Origin of the sequence: Citrobacter sp. Colony219 (genome assembly GCF_019382635.1) — a bacterium.
GTDB classification, from domain to species: domain Bacteria; phylum Pseudomonadota; class Gammaproteobacteria; order Enterobacterales; family Enterobacteriaceae; genus Citrobacter; species Citrobacter youngae.
Genome location: NZ_CP080033.1, coordinates 2,996,292 through 3,023,095 on the forward strand (window position 1 = coordinate 2,996,292; position 26,804 = coordinate 3,023,095).

A 26,804-nucleotide genomic window follows, 5' to 3' on the forward strand; every position below is an offset into this window, starting at 1 on the left:
TGCAATGTCGCATGCCCAACGCCCGCCAGCAGAATAAACTGCGCAATCGTCAGCATTAGCAGTCGTCGCGGCATACTACGCGGTACGATAATAGTCACCGCCAGAGTGACCAGCGCAAGGATAATTTGCCACAGCCAGACGCCCCCGAATTGTGTTTGCAGGACAGCTCCCCAAACGGTGATGGAGAGGACATCCTGCCAACCCGCGCCCATTAATCCCCCCTGAACCGCCAGCATCAGCGTCGCGCTGATAAAGCTCCACGTTGCGGCATGCCGTTGCAGATGCAAGAAACGACGCATCATCAAACGACGAACCGAAACGGGAGCCAGCCATGCGCCGTAAAGCGCACAACCAAACACCAGCATCAAAGTGGTAAAATGGATAAAACGCAGTACAACCCAGGTAAACGCCAGCATCGGTTATTTCACGCTAAAGCTATATTGTCCTTTCGTCTTGTGCCCATCCACGGAAACAACGTGCCAGTCGACCGTATATTTTCCTGCTTCAAGTGTTTGATCAAGCGGAACAATCAGCTGTGTTTTGTCCTGCTCACTGCGTGACGCCTTGCCCGTTTTGATCTGTTCTTTGTTTGGACCTGTCAGCGTTGCGCCGCTGAATCCCGGCTCTACGCCTTCAGAAAAATTCAGCGTCAACGCCTGAGGAGATGCCGCAACCTCGGCATTAGCCGCCGGGCTTTGTTTTGTGAGGTGGGCATGCGCCAGGGCGGCGGGCGTTGCCAGCACGCTGGCGAGTACGATGAGAGCGCTGCGAAGCATAGATGCAGATGAAGCCATTTCAACTATTCCTTTTTGTTATGTCTAATCTATAGAGAATAACCTTCTACAATGATCGAGTCGAGAATCATCATTTCAGGCTTGCCATTAATGCGCACTCTTAGTAACTTTTGCGCGCTAATGGAGAGATGAGGAAAAACGTATGAATATTAATCTGGCCAAACTTGAGCAAGCAGAAATGGATAAGGTTAACGTCGATCTCGCTGCGGCAGGTGTCGCATTTAAAGAGCGCTACAACATGCCTGTCGTTGCTGAAGTAGTCGAGCGTGAACAGCCTGCACATTTACGCGACTGGTTCCGTGAACGCCTGATCGCGCACCGTTTAGCTTCTGTTTCCCTGTCACGTTTACCTTACGAGCCTAAAGTTAAATAAACCTTATATTAAGTTACAATTCCTTACATGATGCCTGCTACAGTATAAGTACATTCTTAATCTACTATTTAAGGATGGTTGTAGACACTATGAAAAGGAAATCATTATGTCACACTGGAAAATTGCTGCAGCGCAGTACGAACCACTTCAACGATCATTAAGCGAACACGTCGCCCATCATTTGCAGTTCATTCAGGCAGCGGCTAAATGCCAATGCGAATTGTTGGTTTTTCCATCATTGTCCCTGTTGGGATGTGTGGACGAAGACGACGCTCTCCCAGCCCCACCTGATGAAGAGTTATTGCAACCCCTCGCCCACGCTGCGGCCACGTATCGTATGACCATCATTGCCGGGTTGTCGGTAGAGCATCACGATCGCTTTGTGAAAGGAATAGCGCTTTTCTCTCCCTGGATGACCTCGCCGTTAATGTTTCATCAAAGCCATGGCGCCTGTATCGCCAGGCAACAAAATGCCATCAGCGTAGTCGACAGTCAGCCGGAAGGTATTGATATCGACCCGACATTTTCGCTGTTCACAACCTGTCAGTCCGTCAGCGAACCAGAACTGCTCTCTTCCGCTTCGCGCCTGCAAAGTTTTTCACATAAATTCGCCATTGCGGTGCTGATGGCCAATGCACGTGGAAGCAGCGCGTTGTGGGATGAAGGTGGTCGGTTAATTGTACGCGCCGACAGCGGTTCGTTACTGTTAACCGGACAACGCACGCCACGGGGTTGGCAAGGTGATATCATTCCATTACGCTAGTCGTTTTGGTCTGGAGCCCGGCATGTTGCGCATAATAGATACAGAAACCTGTGGTCTGCAGGGAGGCATTGTTGAGATTGCGTCTGTCGATGTCGTTGACGGAACGATCGTCAATCCCATGAGCCATCTGGTGCGTCCTGACCGTCCCATCAGTCCACAAGCCATGGCTATCCATCACATCACTGAAGCGATGGTAGCGGATAAACCGTGGATTGAAGATGTCATCCCGCACTATTACGGCAGCGAGTGGTACGTGGCGCATAACGCCAGTTTTGATCGGCGTGTGCTGCCCGAAATGCCAGGAGAATGGATTTGCACCATGAAGCTTTCCCGCCGTCTGTGGCCGGGGATCAAATACAGCAATATGGCGCTCTATAAATCCCGCAAGCTGAGCGTCCAGACGCCGTCTGGTCTGCACCACCACCGCGCGCTTTATGACTGCTACATCACAGCGGCACTGCTGATCGACATTATGAAGACGTCCGGCTGGACCCCGGAGCAAATGGCCGATGTCACCGGTCGTCCTGCGTTGCTAACCACATTTACCTTCGGAAAATACCGCGGGAAACCGGTATCTGAAGTCGCTGAACGCGATCCGGGCTATTTGCGCTGGCTGTTTAACAACCTTGACAATATGAGCCCGGAATTGCGCCTAACGCTGAAACACTATCTGGATAACGCCTGAGTTTACGCTTGTCCAGGCAGTGTGCCCTGCGCCAGCCCAATCAAAAACGCGTATTCCAGGGCCACACCTTCGTAAGATTTATAACGTCCGGATTTACCGCCGTGCCCGGAATCCATATCCGTGCAGAGTAACAGCAGATGGTCGTCCGTTTTCAGCTCACGCAGTTTTGCCACCCACTTTGCCGGTTCCCAGTATTGCACCTGGGAGTCGTGCAAGCCCGTTGTCACCAGCAGATGCGGATAAGCCTGCGCGGTAACATTGTCATACGGACTGTAGCTTTTCATGTAGGTGTAATACTCTTCCTCCTGCGGATTACCCCACTCTTCAAACTCACCGGTCGTCAGTGGAATTGACTCATCCAGCATTGTGGTCAGCACATCGACAAATGGCACCTGTGCAATGACGCCATGAAACAGTTCGGGGCGCTCATTGATGGCAACACCCATTAACATTCCTCCGGCGCTTCCTCCCATGCCATAACATAGCGAAGGCGCGCCATAGCCCATTTTTAGCAGTGCATCGCAGACGTCGAGATAATCATTGAAGGTATTTTTCTTATGCAGAAACTTACCGTCTTCGTACCACTGTTGCCCTAACTCACCGCCGCCACGGACATGGGCAATGGCATAAACAAAGCCGCGATCCAGCAGGCTCAAGCGGCTGCTGCTGAAATCGGCGTCCATGCTGGCGCCATACGAGCCATAGCCGTAAACCAGTAACGGATTTTTTCCTTTCAGGAAGTACTTTTGATGGTAAACCAGCGAAACCGGAACCTCGGTACCATCCCGCGCGGTGATCCATACGTGTTCGCTACGGTAGTTCGCCGCATCAAATCCGGGAACCTCCGTCTGCTTGAGCACGCGACGCTCTCCGGTGTCCATATCCAGTTCAAACAGCGTATCCGGGGTGGTCATGGAGGAATAGCCATAACGCAGGCGCGAGGTCTCCGGCTCAGGGTTATAGGCAAGCCATGTCACATACGCCGGATCGTCAAAGGCGATACCGACCACTTCGCGCGTTTTACGATTGATCTGACGCGGACTGGTTAAGCCCCGCTGGCGCTCTTCCACCACCAGCCAGTCTGTGAACAGCGTAAAGCCCTCCAGCATCACGTTGTCACGCGGAGGGATCAGCGTCTCCCAGACTTGCTCATCACGAACACGGGTACGGTACAGGCCGAAATTTTTCCCCTGACGGTTGGAGCGCAGATAAAAATTGTGCTGATAGTGATCGAGACTGTATTCGTGGTCTTTGCGTCGCGCTAAAAAGACCAGTGGCTCTGCATCAGCCAGTTCTGCATCAATGAGCAGAACCTCACTGGTGGTTGCACTCGCAATATGAATAACAACATAGTGCTGTGAGGTGGTTTTATGCAGACTGACATAAAACATATCATCGGCTTCTTCATATACCAGCTCATCCAGTGATGATGGCGAGCCTACGGTATGCCGCCAGACCTGATACGGCAGCAATGTGGTTTCATGCTTGCGGACATAATAGAAAGTCTGCGAGTCGTTGGCCCAGACTAATTCCGGCTCGACGTTTTCAAGTACCTCCGGGTACCAGTTACCCGTTTGTAAGTTGCGAAAACGCACGCCATATTGCCGGCGGGACAGATAATCCTCAGCCAGCGCCATAATGGTGTTATCCGGGGATATCGCCAGTCCTCCCAGCGTATAAAACTCACTGTGGGCCGCGCGCTGGTTACCATCCAACAAGGTGTCCCATTCATCCCACTCTTCACTGAAGGCAGACTGACGTTGATAAATGGCATATTCGCACCCCGGTTCATAGAGATGGCGATAGCGGTACCCATTTTTCACATACGGTGCAGACACATCCTGAGGGGGAATACGGTCGATAATCTCTTTCAGAACACGATCCTGCAAAGCTTGCTGCGAAGCCATCACCTGGCGGCCATATGCATTTTCTTGTTGCAGGTAATTCAGTACTTCTGGTTGCGAGCGGGTGTCATCTCGCAACCAGTAATAATTATCAACGCGGGTGTCGCCATGCTGCGTCATGGCGTGGGGAATACGAGGAGCTTTAGGTAGCATGTCATTGTTCTTTTGCTTAATCATCCTATAAGGGTGGCAAAAGTCAGCAATGATGCAAGCGAAACATGCGCCTTGGCGGTAACTATTTAACCCGGCAGGGCCTGTTTTTGTTCCTTAAGATCCTGCTCAATCCCTTCACGAACATCCTGCGGGATCTTCAACGCATCACCCAATGCATTCAGATAACTGCGTTCCATAAAGTGGTCGATATCAATCGCCGCACAGCTCAGGAAGTAAATTTCTAGCGCTTCTTCTTCGTTACGGATCCCCTGAGCCAGACGCTGAGGATCGAGTGGTTGTTCAATCGCACGTTCAATCAGAATGCGGCCCTGCTCTTCCACGCCCGCTTCACGGAGCTGCTGCTCAATAGCGCTACGTTCTTTGGCATCAATATGGCCATCGCTTTTCGCCGCAAAAACCAGCGCCAGAATCAGGCGTTCGGTTCGCTCATCCAGCGGTGAGCTTTGTGCACCAAACTGCGGCTCATCCTGATGCGCCGCACGGACCTTATCTTTGTACTTGTTCCATAAAACCGTACCGGCAACCGCCCCACCACCAACCAAAAGCGCGCTGGTGCCGTATTTACTGAGTAATTTTCGTGAGGATTTGTTAGCAACCAGTAATCCTGCCAGACCGCCTAACGCGCCTGGAACGAGAAGTTTACTCAGCCCTTGCTCGCCAGAAGATGACGCGGAGGAACCCTTTTGCCCAAGAAGAGATTGTAGTTGATTTAGCCAGTTAGCCATTTTGCCCCTCAAGTACAGACGAATAATCATCAAAGCGTACCCGAGGGGATGTCAGGAAGTGTTCAGGTCATCAAAAGATGTGCAAATACCTCCGTTACTGCGGCTGATACTCCGCCGTTCCGGCTTTGCAGTCGACTTTTACCTGATAGTGAATATCCGCACTTTTACCGCGAACAGTCAGGGGGACTGACCATTTCCCGTCTTTGCCCGTAATATCGGGCGTGTTTACCCAGGCGACAGGATCGGCTTGCCCGACGCGCTTTTGATCGTCAGCCCAGCGCGCGATGCGATTTTGTTGATAATCACGTTTCACGCTCGCCGCAATACCGTTAGCGTCCAGTCCCTCACACTTGGGGAACTGGACGTTTTTGCTTTCCATATTTGCCGCAAATACAGATACGCTGGCAGACAGCAGCAGCAGGCTCAATAACGTTCTTTTTTTATACATTCTTTTCTCCTTAATCTCCCCTTCGTCATTCAGATTGCCTGTAGCAACGGGAAATAACGTCAGGGATTGCACAATGATTCAGGGAAAAGCATGGTACAAAATATCAGGAGCGCAAGTCGCTTCAGGCCGCCTGGGTATCATCCTCAGCGTGCGCGTCGTTGTCGACCACCTGTGGAGAAGGCAGCTTGCCGTTTTTGAGGATGGCGCTTAGCACATCTTTTTGCTCAGCCAGCCACAGAGAAAGCGCTTCGCGCTGCTCGTCTTCAAGCGCTACTGGCGATTGCTCCAGCCATGTGTCGAGCAGATCGGCTGTATCAAGCATCTTGTCATACGCATCGGCTTCCTTTTTGCTGGTAAACGACATTTTTTCCTCACCTTCCCGAATGACTACGTATTTAACTTCAACCGCCATTTTGCAGCCTCTTAAATTACCTGTATTTATATACAGCATATTCTTTTTCATCACTGAAATCAACCTGGTAATAAAGACAGACGCAAACGTTTTCGTATATACTACGCCCAGATAAAACAGGGGATTGATTTATGACGTTATTAGGCACAGCGCTGCGTCCAGCAGCAACGCGAGTGATGTTATTAGGTTCGGGAGAACTGGGTAAAGAGGTGGCAATTGAATGTCAACGCCTGGGTGTGGAAGTCATTGCCGTGGATCGTTACCCCGACGCGCCAGCGATGCACGTTGCTCATCGTTCCTACGTTATCAACATGCTGGATGGCGAAGCATTACGCCAGCTCGTCGAGCGTGAAAAACCACATTATATCGTGCCGGAAATTGAGGCGATCGCCACGGATATGCTGGTAAAACTGGAGCAGGAAGGCCAGCGTGTTGTGCCATGTGCAAGAGCAACGCAACTGACCATGAACCGGGAAGGAATCCGTCGCCTCGCCGCCGAAGAATTGTCTCTACCGACCTCTTCTTACCGCTTTGCTGACAGTGAAGTCCGCTTTCGCGAGGCCGTCGCTGAAATCGGCTATCCCTGCATCGTAAAACCGGTAATGAGTTCTTCCGGTAAAGGCCAGAGCTTTATCCGCTCCGCCGAACAGCTAACCGAAGCCTGGAACTATGCCCAACAGGGCGGGCGAGCTGGCGCCGGGCGTGTTATCGTCGAAGGCGTGGTGAATTTCGATTTTGAAATCACACTGCTTACCGTCAGCGCCATTGACGGCGTACATTTTTGCGCGCCGGTAGGTCATCGCCAGGAAGACGGCGACTATCGTGAATCCTGGCAGCCGCAGCAGATGAGTGAACTGGCACTGGCGCGCGCGCAGGAGATTGCCCGTAAGGTGGTGCTGGCGCTGGGAGGCCACGGACTGTTTGGGGTCGAACTGTTTATCTGCGGTGATGAAGTGATTTTCAGCGAAGTCTCCCCTCGCCCTCACGACACGGGTATGGTGACGCTGATTTCTCAGGATCTGTCCGAGTTTGCCCTGCACGTGCGTGCATTCCTTGGTCTTCCCGTTGGCGCAATCCGCCAGTATGGGCCGTCAGCATCAGCGGTGATCCTGCCGAAGCTAAGCAGCCAAAACGTTACCTTTGATAATGTGGATGCTGCCGTTGGCGCGGGTTTGCAGATACGTCTGTTTGGTAAACCCGAAATCGACGGTACGCGTCGTTTAGGTGTCGTACTGGCAACTGCAGAAAGTGTTGAAGAAGCTGTTGATCGCGCAAAAAACGCGGCTTCACAGGTAAAAGTGACAGGTTAAAACCGGAGCCGTAGACCGGATGAGGCAGTAAAACCCCATCCGGCAAAGCCCGATATCGGCGCTAACGCCTCTTATCGGGCCTTCGGTTTACACGTTGATAGCTTACTGCTTCGCGCCTTCAACCGCTTCGCGAGCCAGTTTGGTGATACGATCGTAATCACCCGCTTCCAGCGCATCCGCCGGAACCAGCCAGGAACCGCCGATGCACAGCACGCTTTTCAGTGCCAGGTAGTCGCGGTAATTCGCTGGAGAGATACCACCGGTTGGGCAGAAACGGACCTGTGAGAACGGACCCGCAATCGCCTGCAGCGCTTTAGTACCACCGTTCGCTTCAGCCGGGAAGAATTTGAACTCTTTCAAACCGTAGTCCATACCCAGCATCAGTTCAGAAACGGTGCTGATACCCGGGATCAACGGAATAGTGCCTTCAGTTGCGGCTTTCAGCAGCGGCTCGGTCAGACCCGGGCTGATGGCGAACTGTGCACCCGCTTCGGTGACTTCAGCCAGCTGTTGTGGATTCAGTACGGTACCCGCACCAACGATAGCATCCGGAACTTCTTTGGCGATCGCGCGAATGGCATCCATCGCACATGCGGTACGTAACGTCACTTCCAGAACGCGCACGCCCCCTGCAACTAACGCTTTTGCCATCGGCACAGCGTGTTCCAGTTTGTTAACCACAATAACCGGTACAACCGGGCCAGTGGTCAGGATTGCTTCTGCACTTGTCTTCCAGTTTTTCATCAGAGTTTTCTCTCGCCTGATTACAAATTAAGTCTTAAAAAGTGATACAGGTTGCGCCCTGCTCCGCACCGGACAGCTTTTCACGCAACGCGCTGAACATTTCACGCCCGGTACCCACGCGCGAAGCGCTAAGGTCAGGGATGTGAGGCTGACGGGAAGCAAGTTCCTCTTCATCAACCAGCAGCGTTAATTCACCTGTCTGTCCATTCACACGAATGATGTCGCCATCGCGCACTTTCGCCAGCAGCCCGCCATCGTAAGCTTCTGGAGTTACATGGATTGCTGAAGGCACTTTACCTGAAGCACCTGAAAGTCGTCCATCGGTAACTAACGCAATTTTGAAACAACGGTCCAATAATACACCAAGTGGCGGCATGAGTTTATGTAATTCTGGCATTCCGTTCGCTTTTGGTCCCTGATGGCGCACAACGACCACACAATCCCGGTCAAGCAGACCCGCATCAAACGCCGGTAACACATCATGCTGACTTTCGAAAACAACTGCAGGCGCTTCAATCACCTGATTTTCAACTGGAACAGCTGAGGTTTTCATCACCGCACGCCCCAGGTTACCGCTCAGTACTTTAGTGCCGCCGTGATGGGAGAATGGCTGTTCAAAGGCGGCAATCACATTGCTGTCCAGTGATTTTTCCGCACCTTCGCGCCAGTCCAGTTCACCATTGTTGAGCCACGGCTCCAGGGTGTAGCGCGATAAACCGAATCCAGCGACAGTGTTCACATCTTCATGTAACAGACCCGCATTCAGCAGTTCACGCATTAATACAGGCACACCGCCAGCAGCCTGGAAATGGTTAATGTCTGCCGGGCCATTCGGGTACAGACGCGCCATCAGCGGCACGATATCGGATAGATCGGAGAAGTCATCCCAGTTAATCAGAATACCGGCTGCACGCGCCATGGCTACCAGGTGCATCGTATGGTTGGTTGAACCGCCGGTCGCCAGCAGTGCCACAATACCGTTCACAACCACTTTTTCATCGATCATTTTCCCGATCGGCATCCACTCATTACCGTTACCGGTCAGACGTGTTACCTGACGGGCCGCCGCTGCGGTCAATGCTTCACGCAGTGGTGCATCCGGGTGAACAAAAGAGGAGCCTGGCAACTGCATGCCCATGAACTCCACTACCATCTGGTTGGTGTTAGCGGTGCCGTAGAACGTACAGGTACCCGGCGCATGATAAGACGCAGCCTCGGATTCGAGCAGTGCCATACGATCCACTTTGCCTTCGGCATACAGTTGACGAATACGCACTTTCTCTTTGTTCGCCAGACCACTCGTCATCGGGCCTGAAGGGATGAAGATTGAAGGCAGATGACCGAAGGAAAGCGCCGCCATGACCAGGCCCGGGACAATCTTGTCACATACACCGAGGAACAACGCACCGTCGAACATATTGTGTGAGAGCCCTACAGCCGCTGACATCGCAATGACTTCACGACTTAGCAGAGAAAGCTCCATACCGTCCTGGCCCTGGGTCACACCGTCGCACATCGCAGGTACGCCACCAGCAACCTGGCCCACCGCATTGGCTTCATGTAGTGCTTTGCGAATGATGGCCGGATAGTGTTCATACGGCTGGTGTGCGGAAAGCATGTCGTTATAGGAGGTAATGATCGCGATATTGTTACGCAACATGCTTTTGAGCGAGGCTTTATCCTCCGGCTGACAGGCGGCAAAACCATGCGCCAGATTGCCGCATGCCAGCTGTGAACGATGGACGGTAGTCGTTTTAGCCTGTTCGATTCGAGCGAGGTAGGCGGAACGCGTGTCCCGGGAACGTTCGACGATACGTTGTGTTACGCGTAACAAATTCGGATTCATAGAGGCTCCTAAAATTTATCTGTCAGAGCGGTTGGGTAAACAATGTATTCAGCATTACTAAATATAGCTGAATCGCTTGTTAGCCGTAGCTCAGGGGCAAAATCGTTTCAGGCAGTGTAATAAAAAAAACCTCGCGGGTGAATCCACGCGAGGTTTAAAAGTGCAAAAATTATTCTACAATCTGTGTTAGATCATGTTACCGGTAAAATAACACCTAATGGCTAGATGATCTTTTACTCGAATTCGTTCCAGGAACGACCGTCACGGGTAATCATGGCCACAGACGCAACTGGTCCCCAGGTTCCTGCCTGATAAGGCTTCGGCGACTCGTTATCCATCGCCCAGGCTTCAGTAATTGAATCCACCCACTTCCAGGCTTCTTCGACTTCATCGCGACGCACAAACAGAGCCTGAATACCGCGCATGGTTTCCAACAGCAGGCGCTCATAGGCGTCGGCCAGGTGCGTTTGGTTGAAGGTTTCTGAGTAGCTCAGATCCAGCTTAGTGATCTGCAGATTATGTTTGTGGTCCAGACCCGGCACTTTGTTCAGTACCTGGATATCAACCCCTTCATCAGGCTGCAAACGAATAGTCAACTTGTTCTGCGGCAGATCCTGCCAGGATTCTTTAAACAGATTCAGCTCAGGTGTTTTGAAATAAACCACCACTTCAGAGCACTTGGTTGGTAAACGTTTACCGGTACGCAGGTAGAACGGTACACCCGTCCAACGCCAGTTATCGATATCGACGCGGATCGCCACAAACGTTTCCGTATTGCTGCTCTTATTCGCGCCCTCTTCTTCCAGGTAACCCGGTACCTTTTTACCCTGGGCAAAACCAGTGGTGTACTGGCCGCGAACCGTTTTTTCACGCACGTTCGAGCGATCGATGCGACGCAGCGATTTCAGGACCTTCACTTTCTCATCGCGAATGCTGTCGGCGCTCAGATCAGCCGGAGGGGACATTGCGATCATGCAGAGGATTTGCAGCAAGTGGTTCTGGATCATATCGCGCATTTGACCGGCCTGGTCAAAATAGCCCCAGCGGCCTTCAATACCGACCTCTTCAGCCACGGTAATTTCTACGTGATCGATAGTGCGGTTATCCCAGTTGTTCACAAACAGGGAGTTGGCAAAACGCAGTGCCAACAGGTTCAGGACCGTCTCTTTCCCGAGATAGTGGTCAATACGATAAACCTGGCACTCTTCGAAGTACTCGCCAACCTGATCGTTGATTTCACGGGATGTCGCCAGAGACGTGCCCAGCGGTTTTTCCATCACCACGCGAGCGGGTTTAGCATTCAGCTTTGCTTCACCCAAGCCTTTGCAGATCGCGCCAAAGGTGCTTGGCGGCATAGCGAAATAGTTAATCGTGGTACGTGATTTTTGATCCAGCATCTCGCCCAGACGGCTAAATGCGGCGGTGTCATTGACGTCCAGGTTACAAAACTCCAGACGGCCACTGAGAGTTTCCCATAAACTTTCATCAATTTTTTCTTTCATGAAAGTTTCGAGCGCTTCGCGTACAACCTTGGTATAGGCAGCTTTGTCCCAATCAGCACGCCCAACCCCAATGATACGGGTTTCCGGGTTAATCTGACCGGCCTTTTCCAGTTGATACAGGGAAGGCAGCAATTTCCGTCGCGCCAGGTCACCCTTCGCACCGAAAATGACCAGGTCACATGCCTGGGCTGTTTGCGTTACCGCCATGTCATTCTCCTCAATTAAGTGCCTGGTGCTTTTGCCAGACACTGGTTGTAATTTTATTACAGTGCACTGTACTGCTTTTACGTGAATCCGGAAACCGTAAACGCTTATCCAGCCGTGCTGTTACCGCGAACAGCCGCTTTATTGGCGTATAACCCATCAAAATGGATAAAAAAGTCGTATTTTTCGTACCCATGACGAAGTATGAAAATCCGACTCCGATCATGTAATGAAAAAAAACAACAACTATTCTGTCCATTTTGCCCCGTTGCTGCATTAGCAGGGGTAATATCTATACACTAAATTGTGTATCGGTTTCCCCGTATCGCTGAAATCGTTTTTGCCCATGACCCATGAGTCTACCTACATCATGAATATGCTGGAAAAAATCCAGTTAAAACTGGAACATTTGAGCAAGTCAGAGCGTAAAGTCGCCGACATTATTCTTGCCTCTCCCGAGCGGGCAATCCATTCAAGTATCGCCGCACTTGCTGTAGAAGCGAATGTCAGCGAGCCAACGGTGAACCGTTTCTGTCGCAGCATGGACACCCGCGGCTTTCCTGATTTTAAACTGCATCTGGCGCAAAGTCTGGCAAATGGTACCCCTTATGTTAATCGCAATGTAGATGAGGATGACAGCGTTGAATCTTACACGGGGAAAATCTTCGAGTCAGCGATGGCAAGCCTCGACCACGTTCGCCAGTCGCTGGATAACGCGGCGGTAAACCGGGCAGTAGATTTATTAACCCAGGCGAAGAAAATTGCCTTCTTTGGTTTAGGTTCTTCCGCCGCGGTAGCACATGACGCGATGAATAAATTTTTCCGCTTTAACGTACCGGTTATCTATTCCGACGACATCGTACTGCAACGCATGAGCTGTATGAATTGTAGTGATGACGATGTCATTGTGCTCATTTCACACACCGGAAGAACCAAAAGTCTGGTGGAACTGGCACAACTGGCAAGAGAAAACGATGCCATGGTGATTGCCCTGACATCTCCTGGTACGCCGCTGGCACGTGAAGCAACGCTGGCAATTACCCTCGATGTACCGGAAGATACTGACATTTATATGCCTATGGTCTCTCGACTTGCTCAACTTACCGTGATAGATGTGCTGGCTACGGGATTTACTTTGCGCCGTGGGGCAAAATTTAGAGATAACTTGAAGCGTGTCAAGGAAGCGCTCAAGGAATCGCGTTTTGATAAAGAATTACTCATCAAGAGTGATGACCGCTAAAAGCAATAACAATGTTCTACCCTTTTATCATCCGGGTCGTTCATTTTACCATTTATGTTCGAGAACGGCCGGATTAATGTTCACGCAACACCAAGTTGTTTCAGTCAACGGAGTATTACATGTCCAGAAGGCTTCGCAGAACCAAAATCGTTACCACCTTAGGCCCGGCAACTGACCGCGATAACAACCTTGAAAAAATTATCGCCGCTGGGGCGAACGTTGTACGTATGAACTTTTCGCACGGCTCTCCAGAAGATCACAAATTGCGGGCGGATAAAGTCCGTGAGATTGCCGCCAAACTGGGACGTCATGTAGCTATTTTGGGTGACCTGCAGGGACCTAAAATCCGCGTATCGACCTTTAAAGAAGGTAAGGTATTTCTCAATGTTGGCGACAAATTCCTGTTAGACGCCAACCTCGGTAAAGGTGAAGGCGACAAAGAAAAAGTCGGCATCGATTACAAAGGCCTGCCTGCTGACGTCGTGCCGGGCGATATCCTGCTGCTGGATGATGGTCGCGTACAGCTCAAAGTGCTGGAAGTTCAGGGTATGAAAGTCTTCACCGAAGTCACTGTCGGTGGCCCGCTCTCCAACAACAAAGGTATCAACAAACTTGGCGGTGGCCTTTCTGCTGAAGCTCTGACGGAAAAAGACAAAGCAGACATCATTACTGCAGCGCAAATCAGCGTTGACTATCTGGCGGTTTCTTTCCCTCGCTGTGGCGAAGATCTGAATTATGCCCGCCGCCTGGCGCGCGACGCTGGCTGCGATGCGAAAATTGTTGCCAAGGTAGAGCGTGCTGAAGCTGTCTGCGACCAGAATGCGATGGATGACATCATCCTTGCCTCTGACGTGGTAATGGTCGCGCGTGGCGACCTGGGCGTGGAAATTGGCGACCCGGAGCTGGTTGGTATTCAGAAAGCGTTGATCCGTCGCGCACGTCAGCTGAACCGTGCGGTTATTACCGCAACGCAGATGATGGAGTCAATGATCACTAACCCAATGCCGACACGTGCGGAAGTCATGGACGTGGCAAACGCCGTGCTGGATGGGACTGATGCCGTCATGCTGTCTGCCGAAACTGCGGCAGGCCAGTACCCGGCGGAAACCGTCGCAGCTATGGCTCGCGTATGTCTGGGTGCAGAGAAAATCCCGAGCATCAACGTTTCTAAACACCGTCTTGACGTACAGTTTGATAATGTCGAAGAAGCTATCGCCATGTCAGCGATGTATGCCGCGAACCATCTGAAAGGCGTTACCGCTATCATCGCCATGACCGAGTCCGGTCGTACTGCGCTGATGACATCACGCATCAGTTCTGGTCTGCCAATTTTCGCGATGTCTCGTCATGAGCGTACGCTGAATCTGACCTCTCTGTATCGTGGCGTTACGCCGGTCCACTTTGACAGCGAAACTGACGGTGTAATGGCTGCCAACGAAGCGGTCAATCTGCTGCGCGACAAAGGCTACCTGGTGTCAGGCGATCTGGTGATTGTGACCCAGGGTGATGTCATGAGCACCATCGGCTCCACCAACACCACACGTATTCTGACTGTAGAATAACGACGCTGCTGACTGCCTGATATTACTCACTTATCAGGCGCACAGGTCGCCTGATACAAAAAAGCCTCTCGAACGAGAGGCTTTTTTTATTTCTTCGGATAGAGATCTTTGCGCTTATAGGGCTCAATCTCGCCGGGTTTGCGGGTCTTTAGCAGTTTCAGAATCCAGGTGTATTGTTCAAGATGTGGGGTGACAAAAATCTCCACTTCTTCATTCATCCGTCTGGCGATTGTATGGTCATCGGCCGTCAGAATGTCATCCATGGGTGGGCGTACCTGAATCGTCAGGCGATGCGTTTTACCATCGTACACCGGGAATAGCGGTATTACGCGTGCATGACAAACCTTCATCAGGCGGCCAATCGCCGGTAACGTTGCCTTATAGGTCGCGAAGAAATCGACAAACTCGCTGTGCTCCGGGCCGTGGTCCTGATCCGGTAAGTAATATCCCCAGTATCCCTGCCGTACCGACTGAATAAAAGGTTTAATACCGTCGTTACGTGCATGTAAACGACCGCCGAAACGTCGACGTACCGTATTCCAGACATAGTCAAATACCGGATTGCCCTGGTTATGGAACATCGCTGCCATTTTCTGGCCTTGAGATGCCATCAGCATTGCCGGAATATCAACACCCCAGCCGTGAGGGACGAGAAAAATCACCTTTTCCTCATTACGTCGCATCTCATCGATAATTTCCAGGCCCTGCCAGTCAACGCGGTGCTGAATTTTCTCCGGGCCACGCATGGCTAATTCTGCCATCATAACCATCGCCTGAGGCGCAGTCGCAAACATCTCATCAACGATGGCCTCACGCTCGGCTTCGCTGCGCTCTGGAAAACAGAGGGATAAATTAATAAGCGCTCTACGACGCGAACTTTTCCCCAGTCGTCCGGCAAGCCGCCCCAGTTTCGCCAGAACGGGATCGCGAAATGACGCGGGCGTTAATGCAATCCCTGCAATCGCTGCCACGCCAAGCCAGGCGCCCCAGTAGCGCGGGTGACGGAATGATTTTTGAAACTCAGGGATATACTCAATACTCTTTTTTTTCGTTTCCATGCTCTTCCAGTATCGGGGGCCGCGAAAAAGTAAATCTGCTGATAGTGTAGCGGCGCACCGTGTCCCGTACAAAATAAAAAAGCCGGCACGCATAGCGTACCGGCTCTGTCAGTGTATTTATTAATCGAAGCGTAACTGAGGCAGAACCTCTTTCACCTGAGCCAGGTACTCGGTACGATCCGAACCGCTCAACCCTTCCGTACGCGGCAGTTTTGCCGTCAACGGGTTCACAGCCTGCTGGTTGACCCATACTTCGTAGTGCAGGTGCGGGCCCGTAGAACGCCCGGTGTTACCTGACAGCGCAATGCGATCGCCACGTTTCACTTTTTGCCCCGGTTTAACCAGCAGCTTACGCAGGTGCATGTAACGGGTGGTGTAAGTACGACCGTGACGAACAGCAACATAGTATCCGGCCGCGCCACTCCGTTTCGCGACAACCACCTCACCATCACCGACTGACAGTACCGGCGTGCCTTGCGGCATCGCAAAGTCGACACCTTTGTGCGGTGCAACGCGCCCGGTTACCGGATTCAGGCGACGCGGATTGAAGTTTGACGAAATACGGAACTGCTTCGCCGTAGGGAAACGCATAAACCCTTTAGCAAGCCCGGTCCCGTTACGGTCATAGAATTTACCGTCTTCAGCACGGATCGCGTAATAATCCTTGCCTTCAGAGCGCAAACGAACGCCCAGCAGTTGGCTTTGTTCGCGTTTACCGTCCAGCATCTCGCGAGACATCAAAACGGAGAACTCATCGCCTTTCTTCAGCTTGCGAAAGTCCATCTGCCATTGCATCGCTTTAATCACTGCGCTGATTTCAGAGCTGGTCAGGCCGGCATCTCTTGCACTGGCGACAAAACTACCGCCCACCGTACCGTTGATTCGGCTGTTGACCCAGTCGCCCTGCTGCATTTCGCTGCTCATTTTGAAACCCGTTGCTGTACGATCATAAGTACGAGTTTCACGGCGGGAGACTTCCCAGGTCAGGCGCTGCAAATCACCTTCCGAAGACAGTGTCCAGGAAAGTTGCTGGCCAATTTTCAGATTACGTAGATCTTTATCAGATGCGGCAAGCTGGCTGATATCGCCCATATCAATGCCGTACTGGTTCAGAATACTGCTCAGCGTATCGCCGGTAGAGACAACATACTCGTGAACCCCGGCCTCGCCAGAGGTCTTGTCATCAAGTTCGTCCTGAGGGATAGCTTCATCTTCCTGAGCGGCTTGATCGATAGGTTCGCTGGCCTCTGGCAACAGTGAACGTATCTCGCTTTTTTCCAGCTCAATGGTTTTAACGATGGGTGCAGAGTCGGGATGGTATACATAAGGCCGCCAGACTGCGACGGCCAATGTCAGAACAGTAAGCGACCCCAACATAACACGATGGGGTCGCGGCAAATTATTAAACGCCAGAGCGACAGAGCGGGCTATCTGTTGCACGTATTCACTTCCTCATTAATCTCCTTTCAGGCAGCTCGCATACTGGTTGGCTAATTGGTTCAGAAACGCTGAATAGCTTGTTTTACCCAGTTTGATATTCGTTCCGAGGGGATCCAACGTTCCCATTCGAACGGATGTCCCTCTCGCTACGGCTTCAACGACCGCTGGCCTGAACTGTGGCTCAGCAAAAACGCAGGTTGCTTTTTGCTCAACCAACTGTGTTCTTATTTCATGTAAACGCTGCGCACCAGGTTGAATCTCAGGGTTCACGGTAAAGTGACCAAGCGGTGTTAGCCCGTAGTGTTTTTCGTAGTAGCCATAGGCGTCATGAAAAACGAAATACCCTTTACCCTTGAGCGGTGCGAGCTCGTTACCTACCTGCTTATCGGTTGCGGCTAATTGTGCCTCAAAATCCTTCAGGTTGGCGTCAAGTTTGGCTCGACTTTGCGGCATAAGTTCCACTAATTTATCATGGATTGCAACCGCTGAGGCCCGCGCTATCTCTGGGGAAAGCCAAAGATGCATGTTGTAATCACCATGATGGTGATGCTCGTCACTTTTTTCGCCGTGAGCGTCGTTATGCCCATGATCGTCATCATCATCGTCGGCGCCTTTCATGAGTAACGGTTTCACGTCATTGAGCTGCGCAATCGTTACCTGTTTTGCGTTAGGAATATTCTTGACTGACTTTTCCATAAACGCCTCCATTTCCGGACCTATCCAAACAACTAAGTCCGCGTTCTGTAAGCGTTTTACGTCTGAAGGACGCAGCGAATAATCGTGTTCGGAAGCCCCGTCAGGCAACAGAACCTGGGTGTCTGTAACCCCATCTGCAATCGCTGAAGCAATAAAGCCCAACGGCTTAAGTGACGCCACTACAGCAGCATTTGCTGCCTGAGTTGCACTACCCCAAAGAGCAGCGGATAATGCTGCGAAAAGAAGCGTATTTTTATGTAACATAATGCGACCAATCATCGTAACGAATGTGAGAAATGTGATATTATAACATTCTATAACTTCTGCAAGACTAAAATTGATATGACGACTTTGGTTTCACTGGAAAATGTCTCGGTCTCTTATGGTCAACGCCGCGTCCTTTCTGACGTATCGCTTGAACTTCGACCCGGCAAAATTTTAACGCTTCTTGGCCCGAATGGGGCCGGAAAGTCTACGCTGGTGCGCGTTGTATTGGGGCTGGTAGCGGCTGATGAAGGGGTTATCAAGCGCAACGGGCATTTGCGGATTGGCTATGTACCGCAAAAACTCTACCTCGATACAACACTTCCGCTGACGGTGAGTCGCTTTTTGCGCTTACGTCCTGGCACAAAGAAAACCGACATTCTCCCTGCGCTGAAGCGTGTTCAGGCCGGGCATCTGATGGATGCGCCGATGCAAAAACTGTCCGGCGGGGAAACACAGCGTGTCTTGCTGGCCCGTGCGTTGCTAAATAAACCGCAGCTCCTGGTGCTCGATGAACCGACTCAGGGCGTGGATGTGAATGGTCAGGTTGCACTGTACGATCTTATCGATCAGTTGCGACGTGAGCTGGATTGCGCCGTGCTGATGGTATCCCATGACCTGCATCTGGTCATGGCAAAAACCGACGAAGTCCTGTGTCTGAACCACCACATTTGCTGCTCCGGCACGCCAGAGGTGGTTTCTATGCACCCTGAATTCATTTCTATGTTCGGGCAACGCGGCGCTGAACAACTCGGAATTTACCGTCACAACCATAATCATCGCCACGATTTACAGGGTCGCATTGTTTTACGCCGGGGAAATGGTCACTCATGATTGAATTATTATTACCCGGTTGGTTAGCCGGGATCATGCTGGCCTGTGCTGCTGGCCCGCTTGGCTCGTTTGTAGTCTGGCGTCGAATGTCTTATTTCGGCGATACGCTGGCTCATGCGTCGCTGCTGGGGGTCGCCTTTGGCCTGCTGCTGGATGTAAACCCTTTCTATGCGGTTATCGCCGTCACCCTGTTGCTGGCCGCAGGCCTTGTATGGCTGGAGAAACGCCCGCATCTCGCGATTGATACCCTGCTCGGTATTATGGCGCACAGTGCGCTGTCATTAGGGCTGGTTGTTGTTAGCCTGATGTCCAACATCCGTGTGGATCTGATGGCCTATCTGTTTGGCGATCTGCTCGCCGTCACCCCAGAAGATCTGGTGGCCATTGCCATTGGCGTGGTTATCGTTCTGGCGATATTGTTCTGGCAGTGGCGTAACCTGTTGTCGATGACTATCAGCCCGGATCTGGCATTTGTCGATGGCGTGAAGCTGCAACGTGTCAAGCTATTGCTGATGCTGGTCACTGCACTCACTATTGGTGTGGCGATGAAATTCGTCGGGGCACTGATTATCACCTCACTGCTGATAATTCCTGCGGCTACCGCACGTCGTTTCGCCCGTACACCCGAACAGATGGCCGGTGTTGCCGTGGGCGTTGGGATGATAGCGGTTACAGGCGGGCTGACCTTCTCAGCGTTCTATGATACGCCAGCAGGACCATCCGTGGTGCTTTGTGCTGCACTGCTGTTTATCTTCAGTATGATGAAGAAGCAAGCGAGCTGAGTGGTATTTCGCCGGATGGCGGTTTCACCTAATCCTGCCTACATCATACCGTAGGCCTGATTAGCGTAGCGCCATCCGGCATTATTGGGGCTTAAGGCATTGCCGGCGGCGTGATCCCGAAATGGTTCCAGGCCCGTACCGTTGCCATTCTTCCGCGCGGCGTACGCTGCAGAAAACCTTGCTGAATCAGATACGGTTCCAGCACGTCCTCAATGGTTTCACGTTCTTCGCCGATTGCCGCCGCCAGGTTATCCAGTCCTACCGGACCACCGAAGAATTTATCGATAACCGCCAGCAGCAGCTTACGGTCCATATAATCGAAGCCTTCCGCATCCACATTGAGCATATCCAGTGCCTGGGCGGCGATATCCGCCGAGATGGTGCCGTCATGCTTCACTTCAGCAAAATCGCGTACCCGACGCAATAAACGGTTGGCAATACGCGGCGTACCACGTGCCCGCCGCGCCACTTCCAGCGCGCCTTCGTCACTCATCTCCAGCCCCATAAAGCGGGCACTGCGTCCAACAATATGCTGCAGGTCAGCCACCTGATAGAACTCCAGGCGCTGCACAATCCCAAAGCGATCACGCAGTGGAGACGTTAACGACCCCGCGCGGGTTGTTGCGCCGATTAGCGTAAACGGCGGCAGGTCGATTTTAATTGAACGTGCTGCCGGGCCTTCGCCAATCATGATATCCAGCTGATAGTCTTCCATTGCCGGATACAATACTTCTTCCACGACCGGTGACAGACGATGGATTTCATCGATAAACAACACATCGTGTGGTTCAAGGTTGGTGAGCATTGCCGCCAGGTCGCCTGCTTTTTCCAGTACCGGACCGGACGTAGTACGCAGATTAACGCCCATTTCATTGGCAACAATATTGGCAAGCGTGGTTTTACCGAGACCCGGAGGACCGAAAATCAGCAGATGGTCGAGCGCGTCACCGCGCAGCTTCGCCGCCTGGATAAAAATCTCCATTTGCGAACGCACCTGCGGCTGACCAATGTACTCTTCCAGCAATTTAGGGCGGATCGCACGATCCACCAGATCTTCAGGGGTCGTGCTGACAGCCGAAATCAGACGGTCTGCTTCAATCATCCTCTACCTCACAGCGCCGCGCGAAGCGCTTCACGAATCAGGGTTTCACTGCTGGCATCAGGGCGGGCAATTTTGCTCACCATGCGGCTGGCTTCCTGTGGTTTATAGCCCAACGCCACCAGCGCAGCAACCGCTTCCTGCTCGGCATCGTCCGTTACCGGACTTGCCGGCGAGGTCAGAACCAGATCTGCCGCCGGGGTAAAGAGATCGCCATGCAGTCCTTTAAAGCGGTCTTTCATTTCGACGATCAATCGCTCTGCCGTTTTCTTACCGATGCCCGGTAATTTCACCAGTGCGCCAAGCTCTTCGCGCTCAACGGCATTGACAAATTGCTGCGCAGACATACCGGAGAGGATCGCCAGCGCCAGCTTCGGCCCCACACCGTTGGTTTTAATTAGCTCTTTAAACAGCGTGCGCTCTTGCTTATTGTTAAAGCCATACAGCAGCTGTGCGTCTTCGCGCACCACAAAATGCGTGAAGATGATCGCTTCCTGCCCGGCTTCCGGCAGCTCGTAGAAACAGGTCATCGGCATATGCACTTCATAGCCTACCCCGCCCGTTTCCAGAAGGACCAGTGGGGGTTGTTTTTCAAGAATGATGCCTCTGAGTCTGCCTATCACATGACGCTCCTGCGTTAAGGGCTAAAAGGTAATGCGCTATCATAAAAAAAGGCTGGATAGATATCCAGCCTCATTTGTCACTAACGTAACCTACCGCGCGCTAGATTCAACCTCGACTCACTCATTTGCATGGCGTTCTGGCTGACATGGCAGTGGGTAATGGCAATCGCCAGCGCATCCGCAGCATCCGCCTGAGGGTTAGCCGGGAGTTTGAGCAGCGTACGCACCATGTGTTGTACCTGGCTTTTTTCCGCGCTGCCGATACCGACGACGGTTTGTTTAACCTGTCGGGCAGCATACTCAAACACCGGAAGATCCTGATTGGTCGCAGCAACAATCGCCACGCCGCGCGCCTGCCCCAGCTTAAGCGCCGAATCGGCGTTTTTCGCCATAAAGACCTGCTCGATGGCAAAATAATCCGGCTGGAACTGGGTGATGATTTCCGTCACCCCCGCGTATATCAATTTCAGGCGTGACGGGAGATCGTCAACTTTGGTGCGAATACAACCACTGCCGAGGTAGGTCAACTGTCTGCCGACCTGACGGATTACGCCATAACCGGTAATGCGCGACCCCGGATCAATGCCGAGAATGATAGACATCACGCATCTCCTGTTATTTTATGGCTTAACCACATCATTCTAACGTAGCTGCAACCTCATCGGAGATTTCGCCGTTGTGGTAAACTTCCTGCACGTCATCGCAATCTTCCAGCATATCGATCAGACGCATCAGTTTCGGCGCTGTTTCTGCATCCATATCCGCTTTGGTGGATGGGATCATAGAAACTTCAGCCGCGTCCGCTTTCAGACCTGCCGCTTCCAGTGCATCACGAACTTTACCCATCTCTTCCCACGCGGTGTAAACGTCAATCGCGCCGTCGTCGAAGGTTACAACGTCTTCAGCACCGGCTTCCAGTGCCGCTTCCATGATGGCGTCTTCGTCGCCTTGCTCAAAGGAGATCACGCCTTTCTTGCTGAACAGGTATGCGACAGAACCGTCGGTACCGAGGTTGCCACCTGTTTTAGTGAATGCGTGGCGCACTTCCGCAACGGTACGGTTACGGTTGTCAGACAGACATTCAATCATAACGGCTGTACCGCCAGGACCGTAACCTTCATAGATGATGGTTTCCATATTGGAATCTTCATCACCACCCACACCGCGCGCGATTGCACGGTTCAGAGTGTCACGTGTCATGTTGTTTGCCAGCGCTTTATCAACCGCTGCGCGCAGACGCGGGTTAGCATCTGGATCGCCACCACCCAATTTAGCCGCCGTCACCAGCTCACGAATGATTTTGGTGAAGATCTTACCGCGCTTAGCATCCTGCGCTGCTTTACGATGTCTGGTGTTGGCCCATTTACTATGACCTGCCATAAATAATCTCTCCAAAAAGCGCGCCTTCTCAGGCGACGTTAATTACAAACTCTTCAATCGCCTGCCGGTTACTCCACGACTTGGTTAACTGTGCCGCCTCATGCGCATTAACCCAACGGTAGGTCAAATGTTCGGTGAACACGATCTCTCGTTCAGTGGGCAGTGCCAGGCAAAACCAGGACTCCGTATTACGTACAATTCCTGGCGCATAGCGATGACGTAAATGACTAAAAATCTCAAACTCCACCGTGCGCTGGCAGTCAATTAAGGTCAGTTGCTCACGCGCAACATCAATGGCGACCTCTTCCTTTACTTCGCGCAGGGCGGCTTGCGACGCAGTTTCACCTTCTTCAAGGCTGCCGGTGACCGACTGCCAAAAATCAGGATCGTCGCGTCGCTGTAACATCAGCACTCTCCCGGTGTCCTTTGCATAAATCACGACTAACACCGAGACAGGCTGTTTATATGCCATATCAGTTATTCTCGGCCTTCTTAACAACCTGAATGCTCAGTTCCGCCAGCGCAGCTTCATTGGCCAGGCTCGGCGCTTCAGTCATCAGACACGCGGCAGCCGTCGTTTTCGGGAAAGCAATAACGTCACGGATGTTATCAGTACCGGTCAGCAGCATGGTCAGACGATCCAGACCAAACGCCAGGCCCGCGTGCGGCGGTGTACCGTATTTTAACGCATCCAACAGGAAGCCGAATTTCTCGCGCTGCTCTTGTTCGTTGATACCCAGAATACCGAATACGGTCTGCTGCATATCACCGTTATGGATACGTACAGAACCGCCGCCTACTTCGTAGCCGTTGATAACCATATCGTACGCATTGGCAACCGCATCTTCCGGCGCAGCTTTCAGCTCAGCTGCCGTCATGTCTTTCGGCGAGGTGAACGGGTGGTGCATCGCGGTCAGACCGCCTTCACCATCGTCTTCAAACATTGGGAAGTCGATAACCCACAACGGCGCCCATTTGGATTCGTCGGTCAGGTTCAGGTCTTTACCCAGTTTCAGGCGCAGAGCCCCCATCGCGTCGGCAACCACTTTCTTGTTGTCGGCGCCGAAGAAGATCATATCACCGTCTTGCGCGCCAGTACGTTCCAGAATGGCTTCAATGATTTCAGCATTCAGGAACTTGGCCACCGGGCTGGTTACCCCTTCCAGACCTTTCGCACGCTCGGTGACTTTAATGTATGCCAAACCTTTCGCGCCGTAGATCTTAATGAAGTTACCGTAATCGTCGATCTGCTTACGGCTAAGTGCAGCGCCGCCAGGTACGCGCAGAGCCGCTACACGCCCTTTCGGATCGTTAGCCGGACCAGAGAACACGGCGAATTCAACAGATTTCAGCAAATCAGCAACGTCCACCAGCTCCATCGGGTTACGCAGATCCGGCTTATCGGAACCGTAACGACGCTCAGCTTCAGCAAAGGTCATGATCGGGAAATCGCCCAGGTCCACACCTTTTACTTCCAGCCACAGATTACGCACCAGCGCTTCCATCACTTCACGCACTTGCGGTGCGGTCATGAAGGAGGTCTCAACATCGATCTGAGTAAATTCAGGCTGGCGGTCAGCACGTAAGTCTTCATCACGGAAGCATTTTACAATCTGGTAGTAGCGGTCGAAGCCAGACATCATCAGCAGCTGTTTGAACAACTGAGGAGACTGTGGCAGCGCGTAGAATTTACCTTTATGTACGCGAGACGGTACCAGGTAGTCACGCGCACCTTCTGGCGTCGCTTTCGTCAGCATCGGCGTTTCGATGTCGAGGAAGCCATGGTCGTCCATGAAACGACGCACCAGGCTGGTAATTTTGGCACGCGTTTTCAAGCGTTGCGCCATTTCAGGGCGACGCAGATCGAGGTAGCGGTACTTCAGACGAGCTTCTTCAGTATTTACGTGGTTAGAGTCGAGCGGCAGTGAATCTGAACGGTTGATAATGACCAGATCGGAGGCCAGCACTTCAATTTCGCCAGTCGCCATATCAGCGTTGACGTTTTTCGCGTCACGCGCACGCACGGTGCCCGTTACCTGAATGCAGAACTCATTACGCAGTTCGGAGGCCAGCTTTAACGCGTCCGCACGGTCCGGATCGAAAAATACCTGCACGATACCTTCGCGGTCGCGCATATCGATAAAGATCAGGCTACCAAGATCACGACGACGGTTGACCCAACCACACAGAGTCACCTGCTGCCCCTCGTGGGACAGACGTAGCTGTCCGCAATATTCTGTACGCATGAGATATCCCTTAACTTTGCCGCAGGCGGATTGTCATCTGCCCGGCAGATGACGAAGTCGCAGCTTTAGCTGAATGTCACAACTGAATGAAAAAAGGCGGCTATTATACTGGAAATTCTGCCGCACGATAAGAGCCTACTGGGATAGACTCTCAGTCCGGTACTGACTGTACGCGTGTTTCCTAAGCGGGTATTGCGTAATCTCACAAAAAATAACAAAAATTGTCACCCCTTTCACACAGATTCGCGATTAAGGTGTAACGGAAATCTTTTTTTACTGGAGTCACCATGCTGGAACTGAACGCAAAAACAACCGCTCTTGTCGTCATCGATCTACAGGAAGGGATCCTGCCTTTCGCGGGTGGGCCTCATTCGGCAAACGACGTCGTCGCCCGCGCGGCACAACTGGCGGAAAAATTCCGTACTAACGGTTCACCAGTGGTGATGGTTCGCGTCGGCTGGTCTGCGGATTATGCCGACGCGCTAAAACAACCGGTTGATGCCCAAGCGCCAGCCAAAGCATTACCCGACAACTGGTGGGAATACCCGCAAGCGCTGGGAAAGTGTGCGACAGACCTGGAGGTCACCAAGCGCCAGTGGGGAGCATTCTACGGTACTGACCTGGAACTGCAATTGCGCCGTCGTGGTATCGACACCATCGTCCTGTGCGGTATCTCCACCAATATCGGCGTCGAATCCACCGCGCGTAACGCCTGGGAGTTGGGTTTTAATCTGATCATTGCAGAAAATGCCTGTAGTGCCGCCAGCACCGACCAGCATAAGGGCAGCATGACGCATATTTTCCCACGTATTGCCCGCGTACGCCGCGTGGACGAGATCCTGCAAGCGCTATGATCTATATCGGCTTACCCCAGTGGTCACACCCGAAATGGCTGCGTCTGGGGATCACCAGTCTGGAAGAATATGCCCGCCACTTTAACTGTGTGGAAGGCAACACCACGCTGTACGCACTGCCAAAAGCCGAGATTGTTGCGCGCTGGCATGCACAGACCACCGATGCGTTTCGATTTTGTTTTAAGTTTCCGGCCACCATTTCACATCAGGCTGCGCTGCGTAATTGTGATGACCTGGTACAGGAATTTTTCGCGCGCATGTCGCCACTGGATGCCCGTATCGGACAATACTGGTTGCAGCTACCTGCCACGTTCGGCCCGCGTGACCTCCCTGCCCTGTGGCAATTCCTCGATGCCCTCCCTAAAACGTTTACCTACGGTGTCGAGGTTCGTCATCCGGATTTCTTTGCGAAAGGTGAATCAGAGATCCGGCTCAATCGGGGTCTGCATGAACGCGGAATTAATCGGGTCATTTTAGACAGCCGTCCGGTCCATGCCGCGATCCCACACACGGAAGCGATACGCGATGCTCAACGTAAGAAACCTAAGGTCCCGGTGCATGCGGTGGTGACAGCAACCCACCCGATGGTCCGTTTTATCGGTAGCGATGATATGGCTCAGAACCGGGCATTTTTCACCGCCTGGCTGGCAAAGTTACCACTCTGGCAACAGACCAGCACGCCATACCTGTTTTTGCACACGCCGGATATCGCACAGGCTCCTGAGCTGGTAGACACGCTATGGGCAGATTTACGTAGTGCCCTGCCAGAGATCGGATCAGCACCGTCGATTCCACAGCAATCTTCTCTTTTCTGAAAATGCCACCTATCATAGTCAATGCCA

Annotated in this window: 27 protein-coding genes and 1 pseudogene; 10 read left to right on the forward strand and 18 right to left on the reverse strand. The window is 52.3% G+C overall.

What is annotated here, in order from left to right; translation table 11 throughout:
* Both JTI85_RS21475 and yobA read right to left on the reverse strand, forming a co-directional pair.
* Positions 1-416, reverse strand: a pseudogene (locus tag JTI85_RS21475) (hypothetical protein); the annotation flags it as partial.
* A 3-nt stretch (positions 417-419) separates the two neighbouring features.
* Positions 420-794, reverse strand: a complete 375-nt coding sequence (gene yobA, locus JTI85_RS13450; protein WP_101742227.1) for a CopC domain-containing protein YobA — start codon at positions 792-794, stop codon at positions 420-422.
* Between the two features lie 142 nt (positions 795-936).
* Here yobA and JTI85_RS13455 point away from each other — a divergent pair, with 142 nt between their 5' ends.
* From JTI85_RS13455 to exoX, 3 genes are all read left to right on the forward strand, one after another.
* Positions 937-1,167 carry a DNA polymerase III subunit theta gene (locus JTI85_RS13455; RefSeq protein ID WP_005120732.1) on the forward strand — a complete coding sequence of 77 codons (231 nt, stop codon included), beginning with the start codon at positions 937-939 and terminating at the stop codon, positions 1,165-1,167.
* A 106-nt stretch (positions 1,168-1,273) separates the two neighbouring features.
* Positions 1,274-1,930 (forward strand): carbon-nitrogen hydrolase family protein, encoded by a 657-nt coding sequence (locus JTI85_RS13460; protein WP_061068070.1) that lies wholly within the window; start codon positions 1,274-1,276, stop codon positions 1,928-1,930.
* Between the two features lie 22 nt (positions 1,931-1,952).
* Positions 1,953-2,615, forward strand: a complete 663-nt coding sequence (gene exoX, locus JTI85_RS13465) for an exodeoxyribonuclease X (protein WP_137345917.1) — start codon at positions 1,953-1,955, stop codon at positions 2,613-2,615.
* 2 nt (positions 2,616-2,617) lie between these two features.
* Here the strand turns inward: exoX and ptrB are convergent, their stop codons facing one another.
* From ptrB to yebG, 4 genes are all read right to left on the reverse strand, one after another.
* On the reverse strand, positions 2,618-4,672 hold the full coding sequence (gene ptrB / locus JTI85_RS13470) for an oligopeptidase B (protein ID WP_219351623.1): 2,055 nt from the start codon (positions 4,670-4,672) through the stop codon (positions 2,618-2,620).
* 86 nt (positions 4,673-4,758) lie between these two features.
* Positions 4,759-5,418, reverse strand: coding sequence for a tellurite resistance TerB family protein (locus tag JTI85_RS13475; protein ID WP_199963286.1), 660 nt, complete (start codon positions 5,416-5,418; stop codon positions 4,759-4,761).
* Between the two features lie 94 nt (positions 5,419-5,512).
* The gene (gene yebF, locus JTI85_RS13480; RefSeq protein ID WP_003034909.1) at positions 5,513-5,866 is read right to left on the reverse strand and encodes a protein YebF; all 354 of its coding nucleotides are present in this window, start codon (positions 5,864-5,866) and stop codon (positions 5,513-5,515) included.
* Positions 5,867-5,987: 121 nt separating this feature from the next.
* Positions 5,988-6,278 (reverse strand): DNA damage-inducible protein YebG, encoded by a 291-nt coding sequence (gene yebG, locus JTI85_RS13485; RefSeq protein ID WP_048211378.1) that lies wholly within the window; start codon positions 6,276-6,278, stop codon positions 5,988-5,990.
* Between the two features lie 131 nt (positions 6,279-6,409).
* Here yebG and purT point away from each other — a divergent pair, with 131 nt between their 5' ends.
* Positions 6,410-7,588, forward strand: coding sequence for a formate-dependent phosphoribosylglycinamide formyltransferase (gene purT, locus JTI85_RS13490; RefSeq protein ID WP_219351624.1), 1,179 nt, complete (start codon positions 6,410-6,412; stop codon positions 7,586-7,588).
* A 102-nt stretch (positions 7,589-7,690) separates the two neighbouring features.
* Here the strand turns inward: purT and kdgA are convergent, their stop codons facing one another.
* The 3 genes from kdgA to zwf all read right to left on the reverse strand — a co-directional run bounded on the left by kdgA (position 7,691) and on the right by zwf (position 11,887).
* Complete coding sequence (gene kdgA, locus JTI85_RS13495) at positions 7,691-8,332, reverse strand: bifunctional 4-hydroxy-2-oxoglutarate aldolase/2-dehydro-3-deoxy-phosphogluconate aldolase (RefSeq protein WP_003034901.1); 642 nt, start codon at positions 8,330-8,332, stop codon at positions 7,691-7,693.
* 34 nt (positions 8,333-8,366) lie between these two features.
* Positions 8,367-10,178, reverse strand: a complete 1,812-nt coding sequence (gene edd / locus JTI85_RS13500) for a phosphogluconate dehydratase (protein WP_061068075.1) — start codon at positions 10,176-10,178, stop codon at positions 8,367-8,369.
* A gap of 233 nt (positions 10,179-10,411) precedes the next feature.
* Positions 10,412-11,887 carry a glucose-6-phosphate dehydrogenase gene (gene zwf, locus JTI85_RS13505; protein WP_061068076.1) on the reverse strand — a complete coding sequence of 492 codons (1,476 nt, stop codon included), beginning with the start codon at positions 11,885-11,887 and terminating at the stop codon, positions 10,412-10,414.
* 367 nt (positions 11,888-12,254) lie between these two features.
* On the opposite strand from zwf, the gene JTI85_RS13510 reads away from it, so the two are divergent.
* Both JTI85_RS13510 and pyk read left to right on the forward strand, forming a co-directional pair.
* A complete protein-coding gene (locus JTI85_RS13510; protein WP_003034893.1) occupies positions 12,255-13,124 on the forward strand; it encodes a MurR/RpiR family transcriptional regulator in 870 nt (289 codons plus the stop codon).
* Between the two features lie 119 nt (positions 13,125-13,243).
* Positions 13,244-14,686, forward strand: coding sequence for a pyruvate kinase (gene pyk, locus JTI85_RS13515; RefSeq protein WP_048211374.1), 1,443 nt, complete (start codon positions 13,244-13,246; stop codon positions 14,684-14,686).
* Between the two features lie 86 nt (positions 14,687-14,772).
* Here the strand turns inward: pyk and lpxM are convergent, their stop codons facing one another.
* The 3 genes from lpxM to znuA form a co-directional block, all read right to left on the reverse strand.
* A complete protein-coding gene (gene lpxM, locus JTI85_RS13520; protein WP_115643269.1) occupies positions 14,773-15,744 on the reverse strand; it encodes a lauroyl-Kdo(2)-lipid IV(A) myristoyltransferase in 972 nt (323 codons plus the stop codon).
* Positions 15,745-15,864: 120 nt separating this feature from the next.
* Positions 15,865-17,184 (reverse strand): murein DD-endopeptidase MepM, encoded by a 1,320-nt coding sequence (gene mepM / locus JTI85_RS13525; protein ID WP_071887356.1) that lies wholly within the window; start codon positions 17,182-17,184, stop codon positions 15,865-15,867.
* Positions 17,185-17,199: 15 nt separating this feature from the next.
* Complete coding sequence (gene znuA, locus JTI85_RS13530; RefSeq protein WP_005120703.1) at positions 17,200-18,144, reverse strand: zinc ABC transporter substrate-binding protein ZnuA; 945 nt, start codon at positions 18,142-18,144, stop codon at positions 17,200-17,202.
* Positions 18,145-18,222: 78 nt separating this feature from the next.
* On the opposite strand from znuA, the gene znuC reads away from it, so the two are divergent.
* Both znuC and znuB read left to right on the forward strand, forming a co-directional pair.
* Positions 18,223-18,978, forward strand: a complete 756-nt coding sequence (znuC, locus tag JTI85_RS13535) for a zinc ABC transporter ATP-binding protein ZnuC (protein ID WP_048211371.1) — start codon at positions 18,223-18,225, stop codon at positions 18,976-18,978.
* Positions 18,975-19,760, forward strand: a complete 786-nt coding sequence (gene znuB / locus JTI85_RS13540) for a zinc ABC transporter permease subunit ZnuB (protein ID WP_048211370.1) — start codon at positions 18,975-18,977, stop codon at positions 19,758-19,760. The genes znuC and znuB overlap by 4 nt, the downstream gene beginning before the upstream one ends.
* 91 nt (positions 19,761-19,851) lie before the next feature.
* Here the strand turns inward: znuB and ruvB are convergent, their stop codons facing one another.
* The 6 genes from ruvB to aspS form a co-directional block, all read right to left on the reverse strand.
* On the reverse strand, positions 19,852-20,862 hold the full coding sequence (gene ruvB, locus JTI85_RS13545; protein WP_048211369.1) for a Holliday junction branch migration DNA helicase RuvB: 1,011 nt from the start codon (positions 20,860-20,862) through the stop codon (positions 19,852-19,854).
* Between the two features lie 8 nt (positions 20,863-20,870).
* Complete coding sequence (ruvA, locus tag JTI85_RS13550) at positions 20,871-21,482, reverse strand: Holliday junction branch migration protein RuvA (RefSeq protein WP_005120694.1); 612 nt, start codon at positions 21,480-21,482, stop codon at positions 20,871-20,873.
* Between the two features lie 80 nt (positions 21,483-21,562).
* Positions 21,563-22,084: a crossover junction endodeoxyribonuclease RuvC gene (gene ruvC, locus JTI85_RS13555; RefSeq protein ID WP_003034867.1), complete on the reverse strand. Its 522-nt coding sequence runs from the start codon at positions 22,082-22,084 to the stop codon at positions 21,563-21,565.
* Positions 22,085-22,118: 34 nt separating this feature from the next.
* Complete coding sequence (locus JTI85_RS13560) at positions 22,119-22,862, reverse strand: YebC/PmpR family DNA-binding transcriptional regulator (protein WP_003833836.1); 744 nt, start codon at positions 22,860-22,862, stop codon at positions 22,119-22,121.
* A 28-nt stretch (positions 22,863-22,890) separates the two neighbouring features.
* Complete coding sequence (nudB, locus tag JTI85_RS13565; protein WP_040232398.1) at positions 22,891-23,334, reverse strand: dihydroneopterin triphosphate diphosphatase; 444 nt, start codon at positions 23,332-23,334, stop codon at positions 22,891-22,893.
* Position 23,335: 1 nt separating this feature from the next.
* On the reverse strand, positions 23,336-25,108 hold the full coding sequence (gene aspS, locus JTI85_RS13570) for an aspartate--tRNA ligase (RefSeq protein WP_061068079.1): 1,773 nt from the start codon (positions 25,106-25,108) through the stop codon (positions 23,336-23,338).
* A gap of 287 nt (positions 25,109-25,395) precedes the next feature.
* Between aspS and JTI85_RS13575 the strand changes: the two genes are divergently transcribed.
* Entirely contained in the window at positions 25,396-25,962 is a 567-nt protein-coding gene (locus JTI85_RS13575; RefSeq protein WP_219351626.1) for a hydrolase, read from the forward strand.
* Positions 25,959-26,777: a DUF72 domain-containing protein gene (locus JTI85_RS13580; protein ID WP_101742221.1), complete on the forward strand. Its 819-nt coding sequence runs from the start codon at positions 25,959-25,961 to the stop codon at positions 26,775-26,777. Before JTI85_RS13575 ends, JTI85_RS13580 begins: the two co-directional genes overlap by 4 nt.
* Positions 26,778-26,804: the final 27 nt, after the last annotated feature.